General features: G+C 62.2%; 13 protein-coding genes. 4 read left to right on the plus strand and 9 right to left on the minus strand.

Annotation, left to right across the window (positions count from 1 at the left end):
- Nucleotides 1-19: 19 nt before the first annotated feature.
- Nucleotides 20-652, minus strand: a complete 633-nt coding sequence (locus BUS42_RS08935; protein ID WP_074306608.1) for an NUDIX domain-containing protein — start codon at nucleotides 650-652, stop codon at nucleotides 20-22.
- A gap of 63 nt (nucleotides 653-715) precedes the next feature.
- Here BUS42_RS08935 and BUS42_RS08940 point away from each other — a divergent pair, with 63 nt between their 5' ends.
- Nucleotides 716-1,819 (plus strand): acyl-CoA dehydrogenase family protein, encoded by a 1,104-nt coding sequence (locus BUS42_RS08940; protein WP_254053402.1) that lies wholly within the window; start codon nucleotides 716-718, stop codon nucleotides 1,817-1,819.
- Between the two features lie 32 nt (nucleotides 1,820-1,851).
- Here BUS42_RS08940 and aspS read toward each other — a convergent pair whose 3' ends face one another.
- A complete protein-coding gene (gene aspS / locus BUS42_RS08945) occupies nucleotides 1,852-3,612 on the minus strand; it encodes an aspartate--tRNA ligase (RefSeq protein ID WP_074306609.1) in 1,761 nt (586 codons plus the stop codon).
- 341 nt (nucleotides 3,613-3,953) lie between these two features.
- Here aspS and BUS42_RS08950 point away from each other — a divergent pair, with 341 nt between their 5' ends.
- Nucleotides 3,954-5,111, plus strand: a complete 1,158-nt coding sequence (locus BUS42_RS08950; RefSeq protein WP_074306610.1) for a M28 family peptidase — start codon at nucleotides 3,954-3,956, stop codon at nucleotides 5,109-5,111.
- On the opposite strand, the gene aroA is transcribed toward BUS42_RS08950, so the two are convergent.
- The 3 genes from aroA to BUS42_RS08965 form a co-directional block, all read right to left on the minus strand.
- Nucleotides 5,069-6,358: a 3-phosphoshikimate 1-carboxyvinyltransferase gene (gene aroA / locus BUS42_RS08955; protein WP_074306611.1), complete on the minus strand. Its 1,290-nt coding sequence runs from the start codon at nucleotides 6,356-6,358 to the stop codon at nucleotides 5,069-5,071. The two genes, BUS42_RS08950 and aroA, sit on opposite strands and share 43 nt — an antisense overlap.
- Before the next feature lie 115 nt (nucleotides 6,359-6,473).
- Nucleotides 6,474-6,779, minus strand: a complete 306-nt coding sequence (locus tag BUS42_RS08960) for a DUF167 domain-containing protein (RefSeq protein WP_074306612.1) — start codon at nucleotides 6,777-6,779, stop codon at nucleotides 6,474-6,476.
- Nucleotides 6,776-7,471: a YggS family pyridoxal phosphate-dependent enzyme gene (locus BUS42_RS08965; RefSeq protein ID WP_074306613.1), complete on the minus strand. Its 696-nt coding sequence runs from the start codon at nucleotides 7,469-7,471 to the stop codon at nucleotides 6,776-6,778. Before BUS42_RS08965 ends, BUS42_RS08960 begins: the two co-directional genes overlap by 4 nt.
- A gap of 155 nt (nucleotides 7,472-7,626) precedes the next feature.
- Between BUS42_RS08965 and BUS42_RS08970 the strand changes: the two genes are divergently transcribed.
- The gene (locus BUS42_RS08970) at nucleotides 7,627-7,827 is read left to right on the plus strand and encodes a hypothetical protein (RefSeq protein ID WP_074306614.1); all 201 of its coding nucleotides are present in this window, start codon (nucleotides 7,627-7,629) and stop codon (nucleotides 7,825-7,827) included.
- Between the two features lie 27 nt (nucleotides 7,828-7,854).
- On the opposite strand, the gene BUS42_RS08975 is transcribed toward BUS42_RS08970, so the two are convergent.
- Nucleotides 7,855-8,970, minus strand: a complete 1,116-nt coding sequence (locus BUS42_RS08975; protein ID WP_254053403.1) for a hypothetical protein — start codon at nucleotides 8,968-8,970, stop codon at nucleotides 7,855-7,857.
- Nucleotides 8,971-10,234: 1,264 nt separating this feature from the next.
- On the opposite strand from BUS42_RS08975, the gene BUS42_RS08980 reads away from it, so the two are divergent.
- Entirely contained in the window at nucleotides 10,235-11,836 is a 1,602-nt protein-coding gene (locus tag BUS42_RS08980) for an outer membrane beta-barrel protein (RefSeq protein WP_074306615.1), read from the plus strand.
- Between the two features lie 110 nt (nucleotides 11,837-11,946).
- Here BUS42_RS08980 and BUS42_RS08985 read toward each other — a convergent pair whose 3' ends face one another.
- From BUS42_RS08985 to xylA, 3 genes are all read right to left on the minus strand, one after another.
- A complete protein-coding gene (locus BUS42_RS08985) occupies nucleotides 11,947-14,607 on the minus strand; it encodes an amidohydrolase family protein (protein WP_074306616.1) in 2,661 nt (886 codons plus the stop codon).
- Nucleotides 14,608-14,920: 313 nt separating this feature from the next.
- Nucleotides 14,921-15,208: a hypothetical protein gene (locus BUS42_RS08990; RefSeq protein ID WP_074306617.1), complete on the minus strand. Its 288-nt coding sequence runs from the start codon at nucleotides 15,206-15,208 to the stop codon at nucleotides 14,921-14,923.
- Between the two features lie 858 nt (nucleotides 15,209-16,066).
- The gene (xylA, locus tag BUS42_RS09000; protein WP_074306619.1) at nucleotides 16,067-17,380 is read right to left on the minus strand and encodes a xylose isomerase; all 1,314 of its coding nucleotides are present in this window, start codon (nucleotides 17,378-17,380) and stop codon (nucleotides 16,067-16,069) included.
- Nucleotides 17,381-17,407: the final 27 nt, after the last annotated feature.

Here is a 17,407-nt window from a genome sequence, read left to right on the forward strand (position 1 = left end):
CTTTGCAGGGAATTCCTGTTTATTTCTCGATGGATCGATACCGTCCCTTGCGACGAGGAACCGGTCGGATACGTTCTTCGCGCAAGAGCCGGTTCCGCCAGGCGGTTGCCGATCGTCCGTTTTTGCCGATCGCGCGGAACAGATTCTGAACCTCGGGATCGGCGAACTCAAGGGGAAGAATCGCCAGCCCTGCCTGGCCTTCAACCACGTCGCGCCTGAGCCAGGCCAAGGCGGCTTCCATGATCGCGTCGTGATCGAACGCCAAAGGAAGGGCCGCTCCGAGCTCGAACCAGCCCGCCTCCGCGGCGTCGTCGGCACCACCCACTTCAGGAAGGGGCGGCCGGAGGACCGTGGCGTAGGCCAGGCTGATCGTCCTTCCTCGAGGGTCGCGCCCTGGGGCGCCGAAGACTCCGATCGGAGCAACCGGCCCCTGGTAGTCGAGCGTCGTTTCCTCGTGCAATTCGCGGCGCACGGCGGTTTCGATGGGTTCATCGATCTCCAGGAAGCCTCCGGGGATGGCCCATGAACCGGCAAACGGGTCGTGCTTGCGTTTTATGAGCAGAACTTTGAGCGTTTCCCCAATCAGGGTGAAGACGACGAAGTCGACGGTCACCGCGGGGCGCGGGTATTGATAGCAGTATGTCGCAGCCATCGAGATCGCGTCTCCGGTCGTTTTGTGGTTGGCGGCGGACGGAAATTTCGTCAGACTACCTTCATGAACGATCCATCCGCGAAGCTGATTTCTTGGCCCGAAACCAACGATGATCAAGGTCTGCGGCGCTGTGTCGCGCAACTCGCAGAGGCCGATGGGCCGGCGGACGAGTTGGGCACATGGCCCGAGACACTCTGGAGCCTTTTGACGGACGCCAGGGCACCGCGCTGGGCGCTCCCTAAGAGTATCGGCGGTGACGAGTGCGGGCGCACGGAACTTCTCGAGCGATACGCAAGAGTCACCGAGGGAAGCATGACCGCCGCGTTCATCCTGACTCAGCACGACTCGGGAGTGCGCCGCTTGCTGGCCGCTCGCGACCGCCCCGTGGCGGAAGCCTGGATCCGCGCGATCGCCGACCGAGGCGCGTTCACGACCGTCGGGATCTCGCAACTGACGACCTCGCGCCGGCACGGAGCACAGGCGATGAAAGCGGTCGCACGCCCAGGGGGTGGCTACCGGCTGGATGGGACGATGCCCTGGGTGACCGCGGCGGAACACGCGGACGTCCTCGTGACGGGCGCGGTCCTGGAAGACGGGCAGCAGTTGCTGATCGCGCTGCCAACCGATCGACCCGGCCTCACGATCCCGCTCGCCTTCGACTTGGCGGCACTCCAGGCGTCACGCACCACTGAGGTCGTTTGCCACGCGGTCGAGATCAAGGCCGACGAGATTCTCGCCGGTCCTTCCCCGAACGTGATCGCCACCCCGGGTGCGGCCGGCACCGGCGGCCTGGAGACCTCGGCCCTCGCCTTGGGACTCGCCCGGGCCGCCCTGAACGCCTTGATCGCCGAGGTCTCGTCACGAAGCGAACTTGATGAGCCTGCCGACGCCCTGGCCTCCACCTGGAACGAACTCTGGTTCGCCCTAATGCAGACCGCGCGTGAAGAGGCCGACGCGTTGACCCCAGGCCAGATCCGCTCCCAGGCCAATGCCCTGGTACTCAAGAGTACCCAGGCCTACCTCACGGCGCGCAAGGGGACCGGCTTCCTCCGAAGCGAACCCGCGCAACGCTGGGCGCGTCAGGCCCTGTTCTTCCTCGTCTGGTCCTGCCCGAGCCCCGTCGCGCAGGCGGCTATCCGCGACCTCGCCGGCCTTTGCTCCATTTAAAGGGAAAAGGGAGCAAAGACCGACCGGATCATTTAATCAGCCAGGCGGATGTTCAACTCACGCAATTGCCGGGTGTCGACGCCGCCTGGTGCGCCCGTCATGAGGTCGGTACCGCGAGCCGTCTTGGGAAAGGCGATGCAATCGCGGATGTTGGTCAGGCCGGCGTAGAGCATCACGAGCCGATCGAACCCAAACGCGATCCCGCCGTGGGGCGGAGCTCCATTGCGCAAGGCTCCGAGGAGGAACCCGAACTTTTCTTCCGCTTGCTCGGGGCTCAAGCCCAGGAGGCTGAAGATCTTCGATTGGATCTTGGAGTCGTGGCAGCGGATCGTGCCGCCGGCGGCTTCCTCGCCATTGATCACGAGGTCGTAGGCCTGAGCGCGCACCCGAGCCGGGTCGGTCTCGAGCAAGGGAAGGTCTTCGGCCAGGGGCATCGTGAACGGATGGTGTTCCGCGGCGTAACGCCCTTCCTCGGCGTCCCAGTGAAGCAACGGGAAGCGCGTGACCCACGAGTAATGGAACGACTTCGGGTCGTAGAGCTTCAGCTCGGTGGCCAGACGCGTTCGCAGGTTCGTGAGCGCCTGGCTGGTGACGGCCTGACTATCCGCCACGATCAAGATCAGGTCGCCCGGCTTGGCATCGAACCGCTCGCGGAGTTTCGCTTGCACTTCCGGCGTGAAGAACTTGGCGGTCGGCCCGGTCAGGGTCGCCTCTTCCACCTTGAGCCAGACCAGGCCCTTGGTGCCGAACGTGGCGGAGTACTCGGTCAGACCGTCAAGGTCCTTGCGGCTGTACTTCTGCCCGGCCCCCGGAGCACAGATCCCGCGGATCCGCTGGCCGTTTTCGAGAGCGAGCTGGAAGACCTTGAACTCGGTCTCGGCCGCGAGGTCGGCGAGGTCCTTCAGTTCTAACCCGTAGCGCAGGTCGGGCCGGTCGTTGCCGTACCGCTCCATCACGTCGTGGTACTCGAACCGAGGCAGGGGGAGCGTCGGCGCTTCGCCGGTGAACTCCTGGGCCAACGAGGCCACCATCGGCTCCATCGCGGTCATCACGTCTTCGTCTTCGACGAATGACATCTCGATGTCGAGCTGAGTGAACTCGGGCTGGCGATTGGCCCGGAGATCTTCGTCACGGAAGCAGCGGGCGACCTGGAAGTAGCGGTCGAACCCGGCCACCATCAAAACTTGCTTGTAAAGCTGAGGCGACTGGGGCAAGGCGTAGAAATGACCGGCGTGGACCCGGCTCGGAACGAGGAAGTCACGCGCCCCTTCGGGAGTGCTCCGCCCGAGGATCGGCGTCTCGATCTCGAGAAAACCTCCGGCCGTCATCGTATTCCGCATCACCTGGGCCATCTTGTGGCGGATGATGAAGACCTGCTGCATCGCCGGTCGACGCAAGTCGAGGTAGCGATACTTGAGGCGAAGCTCTTCGTTGGCCTCGGCCCCCTTGATCTCGAACGGGGGAGTCGGCGTCGCGTTGAGGACCTCGAGCTCCTTGGCCCGGACTTCCAGACCGCCGGTCTTGAGGTTCGGATTCTCTTTGCCGGCGAGTCGAGGAGCGACCACGCCGCGGATCGCGACAACATATTCGCTGCGGAGCTCGCGTGCAGCCGCTTGAAGCTCGGCGCCGACCTCGGGCTCAAACACACATTGGGTCAGCCCGTAACGGTCGCGCACGTCGATGAAGACGAGCCCCCCAAAGTCGCGCCAGGAGTCGACCCAGCCGTTGAGCGTGACGGTCTGTCCCACATGGTCGAGTGTCAAATCACCGCAAGTATGTGTCCGTTTGAGCATGGTCGTCGCGTCTTCGGCCGCCTCGTGCGTTCGGATAGTTCGGTCATTTTCATCGGGGTTTCAGAGTAACCCGAGTTCACGCAAACCGTCAAGCAAACCCAAGGTTAAGACAATCGTCCCGGAGGTTTGGTTCGTTCGCGCTCTGGATGGATCGCCCACCCCGAGGCTCGGGCATCCGCTTGGCTGTTCGCGCCCAGCGCTCGGCACAAACGCACGGACGGATCGGATGAAACGCGTCGGACTCGGAGGAGAAACTTGTGAGGCAAGACGCCTTCTGAGCACAATGGACGGAATGCAACCCGGCCGGTCCTCTCGGCCCAGCGATAAGGTAAATTCCGAATATGAAGTTCGACATCGATCGGGCCATGGGCTGGGTCAAGACGTTCGACTTCCCCAGGGGAACCGGAAGCGAAGGTGAACGCCATGCCGCCGACCTGTTGACGGGGCCTCTGGAAACGTCGGGCTGGCGTGTCAGCCGAGCGGTGACGCGGACGGGGTGCCGTCTCTCCACGCTTGTGATGATCCTGCTGTTGACGCTCCTGTTCGAGGAATATTTTCTTTGGAAGGCCCTTCAACTGAGCTTTCCGGGTCTTCCACGAAGGTCGCGCGCGGGCATGCTCCTCGCGGCCTTCCTCCTGCTCGGGGGCCTGCTGAGGCTGGCGGTGGGACGCCATGGCGTGAAGATCGCCCGGGAGCGGTTCGTGGCCTGGCGATCGGCCAAGGAGCCGTCCCGGATGGTCAACCTGATCGCCGACCGGCCCGGCTCAAGCGATCGGCCCAGCCGAGTCTTCATCCTGACTCATCTCGACACCCCACTGCGGGTTGCCAACTGGGAGGATGGGATCAGCAACGCGATCCTCGTCGGCCTGATCGTACTCGTGTTCGTCGGCCTTTCGCCCGTTTGGACCGTGTGGTCGGCGACCGGAATTTTTCTGGTCTCGCTCCTCTTCCAGGCGCGGTACTGGCTGCGAGCCGAACGCCCGTCGGTCGGGGATAATCGGACGGGGCTCGCGATTCTTGCGGAGTTGGCCCAGTCGCTCCCAAAGCGGCTACACGACCGGGTTGAGATCCGCCTGGTGGCGGTCGGTGGCAGTTCGGCGGGTCAACCGGGAGCGCTGGCCCTCGCCGACGACATTCGCCGCCGCTGGCCCCCCAAGCCAACGCTCGTCATCAACCTCGATTCCCCAGGGCTTGGACCCACAGTGAGGTTGCTTGGGAAAGGGAAAGGTCTCGAGGTCGCGCGGGGGGCCGCCAAGGACCTCTGGATCCCTTACCAGGTGAGTCAGCGGGCGTTCTGCTGCCTCGATCATCGGCCGTTTGCCCTCAACCGAATCCCGGCCATCAGTCTGGCCGGAGATCGGAAAGGAACGCGAATTGAGCCGGCCTGCCTCGCGGCCACCGTGCAACTGGCGACTGAGGTCGCGATGCGCTGGGCTCGGCAGGAGGCCCAACCACCTCAGGTCGCGAGCGTGCCCAGGTCATCCCAAAAGCCAGGGTAGGTTTTCGCCACACAATCGGGGTCGAGGATCGTGACCCCCTCCGCCTTCACGCCGGCGATCGCAAACGACATGGCCATCCTGTGATCGTCATAGGTCGCGATCCGGGCCGGAGTGAGTCGGGCCGGCGGATCGATCACGAGCCCATCGGGATGCTCGTCGACCCGAGCGCCCAATTTCCGGAGCTCGGTCGCCAGCGCAGCGATGCGATCGGTCTCCTTGTGGCGGATGTGGGCGACGTTGCGGATTCGCGTCACCCCCTGCGCGAAGAGAGCGACCACCGCCAGGGTCATGACCGTGTCACTGATCGCGTTCATATCGACGTCGACCCCGCGCAATGACCCTCCCGTCACGGTCGTCGCCCCGCGCTCGCGGACCACCTTGCACCCCATGTGCTCGAGGATGTCGACGAAGCCGAGGTCGCCCTGGATACTCTCGCTCCCGAGCCCTTCGAGGGTGAGCGATCCGCCGGTCACCGCCGCCAGCGCGAAGAAGTAACTCGCGGCCGAAGCATCGGGTTCGATCGCGTAAGGCCGCCCGGTATAACGCGCGGGGCGGATGTCGAATCGGCGGTTCTTGCGATTGCCAATCCGCACGCCAAACGACTCCATGACCTCGATCGTCATGGTGACGTAGGGGAGGGAGACCAGCGGCCCGTCCACCTCCACGGTCGTCGTTTCCCGGGAGTAGGGCAAGGCCATCAGCAGTCCGCTGAGGAACTGGCTCGAGACGTCACCCCGGACGAACGCATTTCCCCCGTCGAGTCCGCGAGCCCGCACTGTCACCGGAGGGCAGCCCGTGCCGAGGTCACTGCTGGCGTCGGATCCAAGCCCGTTGAGCGCCATCAGGAGATCGGAGACGGGGCGCTGACGCATCCGAGGAGTGCCGTCGAGCCGGTAGGTCCCCTGCCCCGTGGCCACCATGGCCGTGAGAAATCGCAGACTCGTCCCGGAATTCCCGACAAAGAGATCAATTTCCCGGTTGGGGATCTTGTTGCCGCATCCCGGCACCGTCAGTGTCTTTGCTTCCAGGTCATGCTCAACGGCGATCCCGAGCTTGCGCAGCGAGTCGACCATCACGCGCGTGTCGTCACAATCGAGGGCTCCCGACAAGACGCTCCGACCGTCGGCCATGGCCGCGACGATGAGGGCCCGGTTCGTCAGGCTCTTGGAGCCGGGCACCCGGATTTTCGCAGTCGGCGGCGAACCGACCCAAGGCTGCACGGTCAGTTCTCGAACGTTCTCAGTCATCAGCGCATTCCCATCAACGGTCGTTAAAGTTTGATCTCAAAAGTAGGACAACGATCCCAAGACTCGTCGGTCCGGCGGGCCAACTTCCGGCCCTTCAGTCCGTTCGATCCCCGATTCAGACCTGCTCCTTGGTCAACGCATCGAGCCGGCCGCGAACTTCGTCAATCGTCTGGCCGACGATCAAGAACCGTTTCTCACGCGAGGTTTGCCCGGATAACAAGTCGATCTGCGACGTCTTGAATCCGAGGGCCTGGGCCAGTACGCCGAGGATCGCGACGTTCGCCTTGCCCCCTTCGGGTTTCGTCGCGACCGCCACCCGGAGCGAGCCCGCGTGTTCGCCCAAGATGGCATTCTTCCGCGCGCCCGGACGCGCCCGGACCGGGAGGACGGTCCCGCGCGGGTGATCGGTCAGTTCGATCATGGCAAGACCCCTTCGAGAATCGCCGAGCCGACGCGCACGATCGTGGCCCCTTCTTCGATGGCCGTCTCGAAGTCGTTCGACATCCCCATGGAGAGTTGCTCCAGCCTCAGGCCGGTTCTCTGCTTGAGTCGCTCACGCACCTCGCGGAGCATGATGAATGAGGGCCGAGCCGTGGCGCTCGTCGTGTCGAGTGCGGCCATCGTCATCAGGCCGGCCACGCGCAGCTTCCGACACGCGGCGATCGCTTCGGCATCGGCGAGAATCTGGTCGACAGACCAGCCATGCTTGGCCGGTTCGTTCGACGTGTTGACCTGCAGGCAAACGCTCGGACCGGTCTCGGGATCGGCCACGAGCGTATCGAGCGTCTGGAGCAACCGGAGCGAATCGACCGCGTGGATCATCTCCACCATCGGCACCGTTTTCTTGGCCTTGTTGCTCTGGAGATGGCCGATGAGATGCCAGCGCACCGGCGAATCGCCGAGACTGTTTACCTTCTCCCAAAGTTCCTGCGGATAGTTTTCACCGAGATCCAACGCCCCAAGAGCCACGAGCGGAGGAATGACCTCGACGGGGTGGCGCTTCGTCACCACAACCAGCCTGACCTCGTCGGGAGACCGACCCGAGCGTTGAGCGGCTTCGGCAATTCGCTGGCGAACCGTATCGAGGTTGTGACGAAGAACGGCAGTATCCATAGGTCGGGTGTCTTGAAATCCTGTCCATGCGAACGGCTGGCCCCAATTCGCAGTCGAAGTGGGCTGGCCGATCGACTATTCTAGGTTGACTCGCCACAGCCTCCAGCAAACCCGCCCAGGTGTCGAGCGACGTTACGAAGAGGATCCACATCGCGATGAAACCGCTTTTGATGATTCTGGGAATTCTATCAGCTCTCTTGATCGTTGCGCAACTAGTGATGGGCCAGTTGATCCTGAGCGGTCAGGCGGAATGGATCAAACGGCACCAGCATTCCGGTTACCTGACGGTGGTGGTCGCCCTGGTCTATATCGTCCTTTCGTTGCCCAAGATCGCCTCGCTCCCCAAGCGACCTTGAACGGATTTCGCTGAGGATCGGACCCGTTCAGGCCTGGACCGTGAGGATCGGCTCCACGTTCCCTTCCTTGGTAAAAAAGCCAATGAGGAAGCGGGCCGCGGTCTTATGGCCCAGAAATGAGCGGGGCACGGGTCGGGCCAGGCTTCGATAAATCACCAACGACTCATCGCGTCCCCATGCGACCCGATACGCCACGGCCGTTTCGGCCCCACAGATTTTTGGACCTTCCGAAACCGTCAACGGTTTCCAGACGAGCGTCTTGCGATTCCGTCCCGACTCCCAGGAGATCAGGAGTGGCAGCCAGCCGCGCCTGCCTTCGATCGGCTGACGCAAGACGACCTCGTTTCCCTCGCGCTGAAACGTGCCCCGCTCCCCGCCCGAGGAGCGATAGGGAAGGCCGAGCGGGATCAACCGCGGTGAGACCACACGCGCACCGACCGTGAGTGCCAGGCTGCGATTCACCGCGGCGGGGATCACGTCAATCCCATCGGGCAGACCGACCCGCATCGCGCCGACGCCCGGCTTGCCGTCGATTTGATCGGCCAGGAGCGCGAGCCGACGCCCCCGGAATAAGAGGGCCGTGCGGTCGACCCTGAGGTTGCCCACCCGGAACGACCATTCCACGAGGTCGACCGAGTAATTGGAGACCCAGAGACTTGGCTTCGCGCGCCCCAAGGCGGCCACCGAATCGACGCCCGAGGCCCAATGTGGTCCCAGCCAGGTCCGCCCCAGACCGATGAACTCGAAACCGGTCTCCGCCCCGCGAGGACGATGGTCAATGGCCATCAGGTCCCCCGACTTTGACCAGTCAGCGCGGAGACTCGCTAACGGGTGCTCGGTCCGGGCCGACGCGGGCAACGGGGGAGGCGAATGAATCACCTCGGGCCCGGGGAACCACCAATCGATCACGGTCTTGAAACCGGGCTCCGAGAGGTGCTCGGCCCACGACCGCAGCGCCCGCTTGGTCGGGTCGGCAATCCCGTTCGGGCCAAACATCATGGAACCATCGGGCCGCATGAACCGCAAGGTCGCGAGGAAAAAGCCTTCGACCCTGGCGTCGAGTTCCGTCGACCAACTCGCTCCGAGCCGTTGCCGCGTCTCGGCCAGCAAGGTCAGGCAGAGGGACCACTCGCGAACCGGCAAGCGTCGGGGTGTTCCCTCCGAATCCAGTTCCCGATCCAACCAACGACCAAGTCGGTCCACTCGGTCTCGTTGCCCAGACGAGGCAGCGACCCGGTATAAGTCCTGATACACCGCGGAAGTATGAGTCGCTTCATCAACGGTCGCGTCCGGAACCATAGATCCCACTCTCGCTCTCTCCTCAAAACCACGGCTCGTCTTCCGATCTTTTCTATTCTACCAGCTTGCCCTGTCGACGAGAGGATTGGCCTCCTACAACGGCCTTGCACATTCAAAAGGCAGGACCGCCCGTTTTTCTGGCTATCATTTCGGTTCTCTCGGCGATCCTGGTCCTCGAGCAGGGATTATCTGAGGATTTTCTTTTGTCGCAACCCATTTCTGCAACATCGGTTAAAGCATTGCCACGAGAATCACGAACAGCTCAAGAACACTCTGGCACACCTCTTGCATTACTTCTAAATCCAGAAGCGAAGCACGAAAAACCGAGATATGTGAAATCAAAATGATTTTTGATTTGAGTTTCGGTGGTTTCGACGGAGCTTCACAAGACACTCCTCCGGCGACAGCTTTAGGCTTTTAAAGCAGAGAGCTTACCGCCAAAGAGCGAGCGGGTTGCCTTCGCACGACGACCCGCTCGCTCTCTCTTCTCACAACCGTGGGTTTCCCCGAGGGGAATCCACGACCCGACTAGCCGGCCAGACAGTATCACCCGAGTCGCCATGGGAGAGGTGGTGGACGAGGACTGATGCGATCTGGCCGGCTTAGTATTTCGAAGCCATGACTTGTCGACCCATTCCACCGAACTTCTCGCTCTCACCGATTTTCCCGCTTCCTTGACGAAATGGCTCAGTTCCTCGTCGATCGCCGCCGATAAAACAGATCAGTCGGATCGTATCTTCCAAGGACCAACCCGATCGCACGCCGCTGGAAGCTCAACTTCATTCCTCATGAATTGAGCCGAAGCGTTTTCGTCGTGCTTCGCACGGGGTGGGTCGTGAGAAGAAGCATACGGTTCCCCCCAGATGGTCCAGTGCACTCAACGAGATGTTAGTCCTCCTGCAATGATCGGCTCTCCCGAAGCGACTCGACCTCGAGTCCTTCGCCCGATCGGTCAAGGAACGGAATCACGACGATTGCACACGCCGTGACGTCATCGGCCGGGACATTGGAGTGGAGCTAGGCTCCTCGGGCCCCTCTCAGGGAAGCCCGCGCTGAAAGCGAACCCACGGAGGATTCGTGGGTTGCGAAGTCATTCAGGAGGATGACCATGAAATCACCATTGATCCGCGGGGCTCAATTCTTTGCCCTGATTTGCGGATTCCTTGCGGCCGATAGCCTCGCTCAGACCGAGGGACGCCAGATCCCACCGCCGTCCCGCTTCCGGAGTGCGACCGCCCCGGCCCCAGGCCTGACCCCGCGACTGCTCTATCCAGGCGGGTACCAACGCCCCGCGCGGTTCGCGTCCACGCTTCAGGAGCTTCCGGATGGGGTCCCCCACCCGGATACACCCGCTCCGACCGCCCCCGCTCAGAGCGGACCACTCACGGAACCCTATTCGCCGAGTGGATCCGGTGGCACCGCCAACGCGACCGATGTCGCGCTCCCCAAGTCCGAACGCGCAGGGGGAGGCGGCGAGCCGACCGAAGCCGAGGCGGCCACGGAAACCGCGCCGGCCGAAGAGGCGGAGGTCGACAAATCGAAGCTCTTGATGAACGCCCTGGGTCGAGCTGACTCCCCGGTCAAGATTTATGGCTGGATCCAAAACAGCTATACGGGGAATGCCAACGGCGTTCCCCGTAGCGCCACGAACTTCGGCGTGAATCCCAACTTCCTCGCCAATCGCTGGATGGGCAACCAATACTACCTGATCTTCGAGAATCCCCTCGAGCAGAACGATGAGATCAACTTCGGCTTTCGCGTCGACAACCTCTTCGGTAACGACTGGCAGTTCAACCACATGCGTGGGTTGTTCGACAGCTCGTTCCGGCTGAACCACTTCGCCGGCTATGATCCCGCCCAATTCTATGCCGAGGTCCACCTCCCCTACCTGACCAAGGGGGGGATCGACATCAAGGGAGGCCGGTTCTACACCATCCTTGGCTACGAAGTGGTCCCCGCGACCGGTAGGCCGTTGCTCTCCGTTCCTTACATGTTCAATTACGGCCAACCGTTCACCCACTTCGGGATGCTGTCAACCCTGCATCTCACCGACCGGGTCAACGTCTATAACGGTGCGGTCAATGGATGGGACCGCTGGATCAATCAAAACTACAAGTGGAGTTATCTTGGCGGCGTTTCCTGGACCTCCAAGAACGGCAAAGCCAACCTCGCGATCTCCTATATCTTCGGGCCAAACCAGTACCCCAACTTCCCCAACAACCCGCAGATCACTTTCCCCGGGCAAACCGGGGTCCTAAGGCCGAACTTCCTCGCCGGCCGGCGCAATCTCGGCTATGCCGATAACTGGCGGACGACGATCACCTCGGTTCTCTCTTACAAGTGGACCGACAAACTGACCCAGGTGATGGAAACCGACCAGGGCTTTGAGAACAACATCCCAGGGATCGGGCCGAGTGGAACCAACCAAAACGCCAGTTGGCAGAGCTTCGGCAACTGGTTCCTCTACGGCTTCAACGACAAGTTGACCGGCGTTTGGCGCTCGGAAGTCTTCCGCGATAACAATGGCGTCCGCACCGGTTTCGCGGACAACTTCTACGAACAGACGGTCGGCTTGATCTACAAGCCAAAGCCGTGGCTCTGGCTCCGCCCGGAAGCCCGCTACGACTGGGCTCAGTTCACCACTCCCTATAACGATGGCACCCGCGGCAGCCAGTTTACGCTCGCGATCGACGCGATCGTGCTCTACTGATCGATCGCCACGAGCGAACGAGCGTCGCGTTCGACGACGATGCCGTCGTCGGACCGGTCGCATCCTCGCCATAGACTTGAGCGTCTCGCCCCGGTCGCGGTCCTCACGTCTCAATCGGTTCGCGCCGATCGACGCAGGGCGTGCCCGGGGCGTGCGCCATTGTGCACGCCTCGCTCGAGGACCGGCTTGCCATTGACGATGACGTACTCGATTCCCTCACCGTACTGAAACGGCTCAAGATACGTCGATTTATCGATCACTTTCGTGGCATCGAACAGCGTGATATCGGCGAACTGACCAGGGCAAAGCAGGCCGCGGTCGACGATGCCGATCTTCGCGGCGTTCAGCGAGGTCATCTTGCGAACCGCGTCTTCCAGGGTGAGCAGGTGCCGGTCACGCACGTACACGCCCAGGACACGGGGGAACGTCCCGAAATTGCGCGGGTGCGGGTTTCCTCGCCGCAACGGGCCCTCGATCGCGAGCGCCGAGCCGTCGGAGCCGATCGAGCACCAAGGCTGGCGCAACGCCAGGTTCATATCTTCCTCGGTGTGGTGGGCATAAATGGTGCTGATCGAGCCGTTTTCCTCGACCAGGAAGTCAAAAAACTGGTCGATCGGGTCCGGATTCGGAGCCTGCCCTTGCCCTTGCCCTCGCTCGGCCAGGATCCGATCCATCGTCATCCCCTGGAACTTCTTGTTCGCCTCCGACAAGCTCGCACTGATCAGCATTCGCCCCCAGTCACCGCCGACGGCCGTATAGTGGTTGTACCAGCCGGGTCGGCCGTTGCGGATCTCGTTCTTCATCTTTCGGCGGTCGTCCGGATCCTTGAGCCGTCGGAGCAGTTCCACCTTCCCGCCCTCGTGAGCCCAGGGTGGAAGGATGGTGACGAGGTCATTGTTCCCGCGTGTGTAGGGATAAACATTGGCCTGAACGTTCACGCCTCGAAGCCTGGCCTCGTCGATCAAACCCACGATTTCGTTCATCCGGCCCCAGAGCGTCTGCTCGGCGATCTTCACATGAATGATGTCCACCGGCACGCCCGCGCGTTCGCCGACGGCGATCGCTTCCTTCACCGCGTCGAGGACGGTGGTTCCCTCATTCCTCAGATGCGACGAGTAGGTCCCGCCATACCGCCGGACCACCTTGCAGAGCGCGACGAGATCGTCGGTCGTGACATTCAGTTCGCGAGGCCCCGCCAGCATCGTCGAGAGTCCGAACGCCCCGTCGTTCATCGCCTCTTCGAGGAGAACCTTCACCGCTTCGAGTTGCTGGGCGTCGGGACGGTCGAGTGAATCCCCCATCACGCAGCCGAGGAGCGTGCCCAGCCCAACGTAGGAAGCGACGTTGGTGGCGATACCCCCGTCTTCCAGCGCAACGAAATAGCCTCCCAAGGTGGTCCATTCCCTCGTCTTGCCCTCCCGGCGAAACGAGTCGGGAGCCCGCTTGCCCTTGGACGGCCCCCCCGAACTGTCTTCGCCGAGGACTTCCGTCGTCACCCCCTGGCGAATCTTGCTCTGAGCGTTGCCATCTTCCAACAAGGGCCGATCGGAGTGTGAGTGCATGTCGATAAAGCCGGGCGCCACGACCAGGCCCCGGGCGTCGATCGTTCGGCGCGCGGGGGCGTCAGCAGGGATCTGGCCCAGCGCGGCAATCTTCTCGCCCCGTACGGCGACGTCACCGTGGTACCAGGGGTTCCCTGTGCCATCGACGATCGTACCGCCGCGAATCAGGAGGTCGTACGGCTGAGCAATGGGCTCCTCCGCCTTGAGAGCCACGGCCAGCGCCACCACGGCCCAAGCGGTCGCCGGGATCGAGATAAACTGATGCTTACCATGGGGGTCGCCATTGTCGAAGTAGACCTGGATCGGTTTGACCCGGGTTTCCACCTTCCAAGAGCCGTCGTCGCACTGGGAATCGAGTAGGAACCGAAGCCCGCGCTGATAGGCCTCGGTGGCGACGTTGAGTCCGGCCTCCTCGAGACCGGCCAGGGTCTGGCCGGTGGCATAAGCATCGCTCGGCAGGTCATCTCGCGCGGGCCAGCCGCCGTCGGCTCGCTGCGAGTCCAACACCGCGCTCAGCGCCTGGTCGACCAACGAGCGATCGGCATTCACCCGGAGCAGTCCGCGCAGTCGAAGATTCCGATCCTCCTGGTTCTTGACATGAGTCTCGGACAACCACGTCTTTGCCTTCGCAATCGCGTCGGTAACCGAGTGATTCTGATCAAAATCGCCATAGCGACTGAGACCCTCGACCGCCAGCGCGGTGCAGGTAATCGCCGACTCTTCGAGCGGTGGTCTCCGCCCCGCCGTCCCCCAGTGCCCGTCCTGCTTCTGTGTCTTCAGCAGGTAGGCGACCATCCCCTCGGCGACTTCGTCACACGGCCAATCGGCCAGGGACAAGCCCCAGAGCGCGTAGCCCACCGTCATCGCGGCGCCACCAACCCCCTTGCCCTGCGTCATCTCCTGGAGCTTTTCGCGGAACGACTCGACGCTGAAATCGGCCTGTTCGTGGAGCAAGTCCTCTTCGATCGCCAGGCCGTGAGCTCGGGCTTTGACCATGGCCAGCATCGGCAAGGTCTGATGATGACACGAGAAACAGTCCCGATGGAGCGGATACCGGGTCGCCGCCTTTTGAACGATCTCCAAACCTCGCCGCACCGAGTCGCGAATCTTCTCGTGCGCGATCGGCGGATCGGCTTCGCCCGCAACCACCGAAGTCGTGAGGAACGTGAACAGGAGACACGCAAAGCGGACAGAATCGGCTGGGATCATTGGAATTCTCCGAGGAGGTTCCACCACCCTACTCGCCGATCGTAGACACAGGCAAGTGGCATGTCGACGCTTCGACGCAAGTTCATTCAGTCTACAGCGGTTTACCGTCGGATGGCGCTTGGCTTGTGATGCGATCAGCTCCCCTCTTGAATTCAATCAATTTTGCATATTGCCAAACGTATTGTCATGCGCCACTCGGAGTCAAATCGCAATTATAAACTTCTCTGAATGTCGATTAATCGTTACGAGGATCCTCCCTCCACCCCTCCCGCTCGAGTCAAACGCCGCGCAAGGGTCTTGTCAAGGAGGTCCGTCAATCAGGCCCATCCTCAGCCGTGTCCATGATCCGGACGAACGTCTGCCGACGACAGACGTAGACTCCGGGCAATCCGATCTCGTCAATCTCAAGATACCAAAGTTGGGCCATTCCCTTGCGACTCGGGATGACCCCAACTGGCCAGGCGGTGCCGACCTGGTTCCGCTCTCGATCGAGCACTTTCAGGAAGGGCGATTCACCAACCATGACGAGGCCGTCGGAGGGCCCGTCATCACTGAAGAACGGCCCTCTCGGAATCGGGAATCGTGATTCGGCGTCGGTCATGTCACGGTCCTGTCGTTCGCATCGACCTCTTGTCGTTCCACCTCGGCAGCGCCTTGTGGAGCGTTTCGTTCGCCAGGCTCAACACGCGGTCCACCGCTGGCGGGCGAGCAGCCACATCCAATCGTGGATGTTGTCCGGAACGCCGCTGTTGCGGGTCCTGGTTTGCTACTGCGACCAAAGGTAGTCGGCAAACGAATCAGTTGGCGACAGATCGTTGTGCTCGGATCGTGGGCAAACCAAAAACCGTTCGGTTGACTCACTCGACTCTTGACGGATCATCTCGATCGCGCCTTTCGAGGAAGGTCCCAAACGAAAGACGCTCTCGGTTTTGTGAAGGGTTGCGAGGACTCGCAGACCCAAAGCGTGAAACCGGCGAAGAACTTGATGAACCCGCCGACAAAGCTGGCCGCCCTGAAGCCAGGTGGAGCGTGACATGAACCTGTTCTCGACGACCCGCCAGGTTCGCCTTGGTCGTCAGCCTGGTTTTCCAATCGTCCAATATGTGCGAACTCTAAATCACATCAGACGCATGGGTTGCGTCCCTGGATTGGTCCGGGGCAACCATTCCTCGCCAAGGACGCAAGTCCCTGAAATCCAATAAAACTACATATCCTGTTCATTTTTGCAACCACCATCGCCGCGGCAGGACGGTTGGTCCGCCGCGGCGATGGAGGTTACAGGGTCTCGGATCAGTTCGAGAACTCCCCAGGACTTGCGTCCCGGGCGATGAACGGTCGCCCCTTCGGGGCTGGTCATCATGGCACCAGTGTGCTGGCGAGCGTTCCCATGGGCGGGTTGGCAACGCCATGTCGAGGCGACCGCGTGCTCAACCCATTGGTAAACCGCTGGAAGCTGACTTCAAATGAACTCGTTGATCAGATTCTCGAGCATCTCTTGCCGGCCGCTGGAATTCTTGTTCGCCTCTCCCTTGGGGAGGATGTAGGCTTCGAGCTCGGTCAACGTGGCGTTGCCGGACTCGATCCGGCGGCCCAACTCACTGTCCCAGCTCCGATAGCGTTCGGTGACGAACGCCGACAGTCGACCGTCGGCGATGATCGCGTGAGCGACCTTGAGGCCGCGCGCGAAGGCGTCCATTCCGCCGATGTGGGCGTGGAAAAGGTCGATCGGCTCAAAGCTCTCACGGCGAACCTTGGCGTCGAAGTTCACACCGCCGGTCGTGAACCCGCCCATCCCCAGGATGCAGAGCATGCACTGGGTCGTCAGGTAGATGCTGGTCGGGAACTGGTCGGTGTCCCAGCCCAGCAAGGGGTCGCCGGTGTTGGCGTCGATCGAGCCGAGGGCGCCCGCGCCGATGGCCGCCTCGAGCTCGTGCATCATCTCGTGACCGGCCAGGGTGGCGTGGTTGGACTCGAGGTTGAGCTTGAAGTGCGGCAGTAAGTCGTAGGTTCGCAGGAAGTTGAGACAGGCCGCGGTGTCGGAGTCGTACTGATGCTTGGTCGGCTCCTTCGGCTTGGGCTCGATGTAGAAGGTGCCGGTGAAACCGATCTGCTTCTTGTAGTCGACCGCCAGGTGGAGGAACCGGGCCAGGTGGTCGAGCTCCCGCTTCATGTCCGTGTTGAGGAGCGTCGAATAGCCCTCGCGCCCCCCCCAGAAGGTGTATCCACCACCGGCCAACTCGTGGGTGACCTCCATCGCCTTCTTGACCTGGGCCCCGGCGTACGCGAACGCATCGAGATTCGGACTCGTCGCCGCACCATGCATGTAGCGGGGGTTGCTGAACAGGTTGGCGGTCCCCCAGAGCAGCTTCACGCCCGTCCGAGCCTGTTCCTCTTTGAAAACCTTGACGATTTCATCAAGGTTGGCATGGCTCTCGCGAAGGGTTTTCCCCTCGGGGGCAACGTCGCGGTCGTGGAACGCGTAGAAGGGAGCGCCCAACTTCTCGAAGAACTCGAACGCCGCGCGGGCCTTGCGCTGGGCGTTGGGTACGGAGTTGCTGCCGTCGTCCCAGGGGCGAACCGCGGTCCCCGCACCAAACGGGTCGGAGAGCGGATTGCTGAAGGTATGCCAATAGACCACCGAGAAACGAAGGTGCTCCTTCAGCGTCTTGTCGCCGACGACCTCGTCCGGATTATAGTGCTTGAATTCCAAGGGGTTCCGAGAGGTCGGGCCCCCGTACACAATCTTGGGAACTTCCGGGAAGTACTCGGACATCGGCTGGTCTCACCCAACGTTTGGTGG

Origin of the sequence: Singulisphaera sp. GP187, assembly GCF_900129635.1 — a bacterium.
Taxonomy (GTDB): Bacteria; Planctomycetota; Planctomycetia; order Isosphaerales; family Isosphaeraceae; genus Singulisphaera.

What these genes read in the sequence shown, in the direction of transcription:
- BUS42_RS08935 (WP_074306608.1), bottom strand. Translation starts at nt 652, where the DNA reads ATGGCTGCGACATACTGCTATCAATACCCGCGCCCCGCGGTGACCGTC.
- BUS42_RS08940 (WP_254053402.1), top strand. Translation starts at nt 716, where the DNA reads ATGAACGATCCATCCGCGAAGCTGATTTCTTGGCCCGAAACCAACGAT.
- aspS (WP_074306609.1), bottom strand. Translation starts at nt 3,612, where the DNA reads ATGCTCAAACGGACACATACTTGCGGTGATTTGACACTCGACCATGTG.
- BUS42_RS08950 (WP_074306610.1), top strand. Translation starts at nt 3,954, where the DNA reads ATGAAGTTCGACATCGATCGGGCCATGGGCTGGGTCAAGACGTTCGAC.
- aroA (WP_074306611.1), bottom strand. Translation starts at nt 6,358, where the DNA reads ATGACTGAGAACGTTCGAGAACTGACCGTGCAGCCTTGGGTCGGTTCG.
- BUS42_RS08960 (WP_074306612.1), bottom strand. Translation starts at nt 6,779, where the DNA reads ATGATCGAACTGACCGATCACCCGCGCGGGACCGTCCTCCCGGTCCGG.
- BUS42_RS08965 (WP_074306613.1), bottom strand. Translation starts at nt 7,471, where the DNA reads ATGGATACTGCCGTTCTTCGTCACAACCTCGATACGGTTCGCCAGCGA.
- BUS42_RS08970 (WP_074306614.1), top strand. Translation starts at nt 7,627, where the DNA reads ATGAAACCGCTTTTGATGATTCTGGGAATTCTATCAGCTCTCTTGATC.
- BUS42_RS08980 (WP_074306615.1), top strand. Translation starts at nt 10,235, where the DNA reads ATGAAATCACCATTGATCCGCGGGGCTCAATTCTTTGCCCTGATTTGC.
- BUS42_RS08985 (WP_074306616.1), bottom strand. Translation starts at nt 14,607, where the DNA reads ATGATCCCAGCCGATTCTGTCCGCTTTGCGTGTCTCCTGTTCACGTTC.
- BUS42_RS08990 (WP_074306617.1), bottom strand. Translation starts at nt 15,208, where the DNA reads ATGACCGACGCCGAATCACGATTCCCGATTCCGAGAGGGCCGTTCTTC.
- xylA (WP_074306619.1), bottom strand. Translation starts at nt 17,380, where the DNA reads ATGTCCGAGTACTTCCCGGAAGTTCCCAAGATTGTGTACGGGGGCCCG.